The following is a 4973-nucleotide window of genomic DNA, read 5'->3' as shown; positions in this document are numbered from 1 at the left end:
CGCTGCCGCCGCGGTTACTGAGCGTTGCACTGTTGATGTTGACTTGTTTGGCGACGCTCGTGCCACCATCGAGCGTGACGCTCTGTGCTGCGATATCGAGCAAGCCGGCGCTGGCCAGCGCACCGCCGGCACCACTGAGCGTATGCGCGGTGAGCGCCAGCGTGCCGCTGCCGGCATGCTGTATCTGGCCATTGCTGTTATTTATGGATTGCGCCGTTAAATTGAGATTCGAGGCATTCGTTTGAATATGACCGGAGGTATTATCCAAATTACCTTGCAAGGCGATGCTTAAATCAGCGCTGCCGATTTGTTGCAAGCTACCTTGTTGGTTCATTAGATCATGGGCATCAAGCTGCAATGCTTGCGCCGCCACAAATTGGCCATGCGAATTATCGAAACTATGGGTCTTGATGCTGGCTTGGTCTACATTGATCTTACCGTCGATATTACTCCATTGCGTGCCGCTGAAATTGAGCGTACCAAGATTCAACACTGCACTGTTGTGTAAGCTATCGCTGGCACTGAGGTCTACCGTTCCATTGCCGCTGATGGTGCCGGCCTGATTGACGAGCTTACCGGAAATCGCAATCAGCCCATGTGCCAACGCCTCTGGCAGCGCCGGTGTGATGGTCAGTGCTCCGGCAGCGGCGGCACTGCTTGGTGCGGCCATAGTATTCTGTGCAGCGCTGGCATTGCCAGCGCCGCTGCCAGCGGTGCTGCCATTAATGGCACTAAGCGGCAGATTACCGATCAAGCCAGCGGCGCTATTGTCCAGCGCTTGCGCGCTCACGTTCAAGCCTTGGCTGCCGCTCTGTTGTATCAGCCCTTTGATATTGCTGAGCCCGCTTGCATTGATCGCCAAACGCTGGCCGCTCAGACTACCTTGGTTACTCAATTGGCCGCTGCTACTGATGTTCAATTCGCGCGCAGCACTGACGAGGCCGCTGTTATGCATCTCACCCTGAGTGAGCACAGTCAGATTGTCTTGCGCCGAAATGGTGCCGGCATTACTCAAACCTTTGGACTTTAATGTCAGGGTATTCCCGGCACCGCTGGCAACGAGCGTGCCGCTGTTGCTGATCATGCCGTTGACATCGATGTGTACGGCGCCGGCGCTGGCACCGATTTCGCCGGCGTTTCTGACGCCGACACCGGCTTCGGTTCCAAGCAGATGAATTTTTCCGGCATACATGCCGCCCAATGCCGCGACATCGACCGCAAAATTCGGCGTAAGATTGCCGGCAGCGGCGCTGCCGCCATTGTTGACGACTTGTGCGATATAGCCATCACCATCGAGCTGTGCGTTATCGACCTTAACTTGATTGCTGCCGCTGATGACGTTGAGGTTTTTCGCCCAGATGATGCCGTTGGTATTGACGGCGCGCGCGATCAGATCGGTATAATTGCTTTGACTGGAATCTAACCCTTTACCGGAAAAATCCAACACCCCACCATTGACTTGATAGCCGAGCAAATCACCGCCTTGCAGCAGCGGCGTCCCGGAAGTCAGGGTCACGCGATTGGCATTGATGAAGCCACAGCCGTTGCAACTGATACCCATGGGGTTGGCGATGATGACTTGCGCCTTACTCCCGGCCACCTCGACATAGCCATTGAGTAAGCTGGGGTTGGTGCTGTTGACTTCATTTAAGATAATGCGCGCGCTGCCCTTGGCCAGATACGGGTTCGCCTGCACCCAACCGCCCTGCTGCGTTGTCACTGCAGTGTGACTGTTATTGAGTACCGCACCCTTATTGCCGACATCGAATTGACTATACGTATTGCGCGAGACCCCGGCTGCGCTCGGGGTTTGTATATTCACTGATGGCAAACCGTTAGGCGTCGTCAGTATGATTGCTTGTTGATTTTTTGGTGCAGCTTTATCCGCCACGATATCGGCGTGCGCCAGCGTCAGCACGGCGCTTGCCGTCAGCACGGAGGCGGCCTTGATCACATGAACCAGGCCAGCTTGTAGCAATGCCAGCAGCATGCTGACATTGCGTCGTGTTGGAACTTCCGCAGCGTCATCAACCCCATCGACGGCAAATGAGGCAGCAGCCAAGGCGGACGAGGCTGGCTTCGCTTGCGCAGATTTACCGGCACCGCTGACAAATTCTGCGACAGCCATGAGAATGCCACGATGTTTATTAAATACCAGACGGAATTGACGCTTATTCATTTTTTAAAAATCCAAATCGAGTTGACTGACGACGCCAAGATAACTAAGGAAACTTAAGATCAAGCCGCGCTGGCCTGAGCTTCGATGACTGGGTGTGTGGCGAACCACTGTTCGGCTTCCTGTTTCATCACGTCGACCCCGCGGAAGGTTTTGATGATTAATTTTTTTTCATTACGGCGGTGGTAAAGCGTCTTGAACCAATAATTGGCCAGCAAATGTCGCTTCAGAAAACGTGTCATTTGCTTGGTGTGAGCAAACGGTGCAACCCAATCGATGATCCACATGCGCTCGCCACTATTCCAATCTTCCACTGGCTCGGCATGAGGAAAACTACTGACGGCCATGCCATCGATACAACCCTGCTGTGGAATGCCAGGGGCGATAATCTGAAATGCTGCTTGATTCATGTCGTACGTTCCTTAATAGGACCAGTTAAGATTAAAACCAGCAGTGACCGGACTGGTGATATAGCCCTCAGGTTTATAGATGGCTTGCCCGACAAAGACGTCATAGTTAAACCGGCCGACCGCAGTGCCAACTTCACCGCGCACGCCAAGCACCATGCCGGCTAATTTTTTTCCAATTAACAGCGCGGCCGATTGCCCGCTGACGGCACCATAGTCGAGGCCCAGGTATGCCGATTGCCCGCTCTGGCCAAGTGGAACGATGAGATTGTTTTGTATGAACCAGCCACTATCAGAGAGCAAGCTTTGCGCACCATCGAACCCGCGTACCGAATAGCGACTACCGATACTGAATCGATCTTGTGGCGTCAGTGGGGTGTAATTATTTTGGCCCCGGAAATTGACCAGATATTGCAGCGCTTGCTGACCCCAAGGCGCTTTGAGCATGAACGGCATACTCAGTTGCAGATCAGCTGTCAGCATTTGCATGCGTGAAGTACCATTACCGAAATTTTCTTCCGGCGCTGATAAAGCACCGCGCGCGCCGGTACCGTGCCGATAGTTCAACTGATAATCCAACACCGTATTGGCGTGATACCAAGTTTGCTTGAAACCGAGTTCCCACGCCGCTACGCGTCGTCGCTGCACTTCCACTTCGGTATCATCGATAAAATTACTGGAGCTACGAAACATCGCACGCGCCGACAACACAGTTTTATTCACGTTGTTGCGAAATAACAGACGCGAGAGCATGATTTCAGTGTTTTGACTTTTGCCGCTGTAAGTGTAGTTTTGGCTGGCACCGGCGACGGTTTGATAGTAGTCATTACTCGATGTCGTCGTGCTCAACAACCAGTAGCCATAAGCTAAGGAGTAATGCCAGGTATGCGCCGAGGTGCCGTGCGCACCGGTATCCTCGCCTCCGACATCGTGATTGAAACTGACATAGAACAAATCGTTAAGCTTGAACAAGTTATCGCCCGATAAGGTCGCACTGGCTTGGTACTTGCCGGTTGCGCTGGAGCCGCTGTCGTCCAAGCTCCAAGAAAAACGTACCGGTGAAGACACGCGGTGATAGCTGATGAGCAGATCACTCAAGCCTGGCTGCGTCGGTGCCGCCGCTACCTGATCGGGCGCTGCCGGTTCGATTTGTATATCGGCGTCTGCAGAAGGAAGCCGTTTTAAATTTTCCAAGGCTTGCTCAATATCGCGCAGATTGAGTGTAACGCCAGGGTGTAGCGGTAGCGCATTCCAACTGCTGGCGCGCGGATCGGAATCAGCGGTAAAGCGAACGCGGTTGACACGACCGTTTACCACCGTGAGTAATAAATGACCAGATTTCAGATCTTGCGGAGCGGCGAGCACACGGGTGGTGATATAGCCTTTGGCAATGATGGTATTCTGCATGCGCGCCATGAGCGCATTAATGCCATTCACGCCCAGGCATAGTCCGTCTTTGCTGTTTGCCGACGACTGCGCTGCTGCGATGCTGAATACTTCGGCATTCAATTTATCTAAGGCGAATTGAAATTGATCAGCGCCATCACCGTTCAAATCAATTTTATCAATCTGAAAACAAGGTGTTTCATTGTCGGGAATACGGTCACTTGCCAGCGGCACCGCTTGTTTCAACGAGGTGCCTTCTTCGCGCGCATCGGTTTGAATTTCTTGTTGTTGACGCAACTGTTGCAAACGCTGTTGCTGGCGAATTTGTTCTTGTGCATCTTGATTCGGAACTGGTGCCGCCACATCGGCCGCAACACTGGAGACGATAAATAAAGAGTGCGACAGACAAAACCCGACAATAAATTTTTTCATACCAAATTTTTTCCGCGAAAGAATTCCTTCATGAGCGCGTGCGAAGCCCCTGCCAAGTGAACCTTGTCAGCGTATTGTTCGCACTGTTAACGATAGACTATGGCGATGTAAACGTTCGCCTCAGCGTGTGAAATTCGTGATGTCAGTTTCTCATTCAGATTTTTCGCACAGCGACATATCAGTCGATATCACTCCACTTTTTAGTGCTTTTTATTTCTGCTCGTTTTGGAGAGAGACGAATAAATTTAGTTCCACGCGCACTTTTCAGATTCGAGAAATAGCTCGGAAATTTTGCAAACAAAGGTTAACCACAGGAAGATCTGTGAGCAGTTAATAAATAGTAATGCGCTGTCGTCGTTGAGAGTTTTCGGTGCAGATTTAGTCAGCGCGACCTGAAGAGGCTATCGCAAAAGCCTGATATACGATTTTTACACCTGAACCATCGCCGGCCGTGTCGTTCCCCCGCACTCTCGCTTCGTCATTCCTGCGTAGGCACACTGCTGTCCGGAATAAATTAATTGACATTTCATTAGAATAATCCCAATTGCAAACGCGCCATTTCTTCTACTTCT

At 51.9% G+C, this 4973-nt stretch carries 3 protein-coding genes; all 3 read right to left on the bottom strand.

The genetic code is table 11. The features are described from left to right. Window positions 1-2179, bottom strand: a 2179-nt coding sequence (locus QN359_RS19325; RefSeq protein WP_323493617.1) for a filamentous hemagglutinin N-terminal domain-containing protein, incomplete at its 3' end; no start/stop codon positions are given. A 59-nt stretch (window positions 2180-2238) separates the two neighbouring features. Then, window positions 2239-2586 (bottom strand): toxin-activating lysine-acyltransferase, encoded by a 348-nt coding sequence (locus QN359_RS19320; RefSeq protein ID WP_322247788.1) that lies wholly within the window; start codon window positions 2584-2586, stop codon window positions 2239-2241. Between the two features lie 12 nt (window positions 2587-2598). Beyond that, the gene (locus tag QN359_RS19315; protein ID WP_322247787.1) at window positions 2599-4401 is read right to left on the bottom strand and encodes a ShlB/FhaC/HecB family hemolysin secretion/activation protein; all 1803 of its coding nucleotides are present in this window, start codon (window positions 4399-4401) and stop codon (window positions 2599-2601) included. Window positions 4402-4973: the final 572 nt, after the last annotated feature.

The organism is Undibacterium sp. 5I2 (assembly GCF_035019605.1).
Taxonomy (GTDB): domain Bacteria; phylum Pseudomonadota; class Gammaproteobacteria; order Burkholderiales; family Burkholderiaceae_D; genus Undibacterium.
The sequence above is the reverse complement of the archived record's forward strand: the minus strand, read 5'-3'. Positions and strand labels throughout refer to the sequence as shown.

Coding starts and splice junctions, on each gene's coding strand:
- QN359_RS19315 (WP_322247787.1), bottom strand. CDS start 4,401: ATGAAAAAATTTATTGTCGGGTTTTGTCTGTCGCACTCTTTATTTATC.
- QN359_RS19320 (WP_322247788.1), bottom strand. CDS start 2,586: ATGAATCAAGCAGCATTTCAGATTATCGCCCCTGGCATTCCACAGCAG.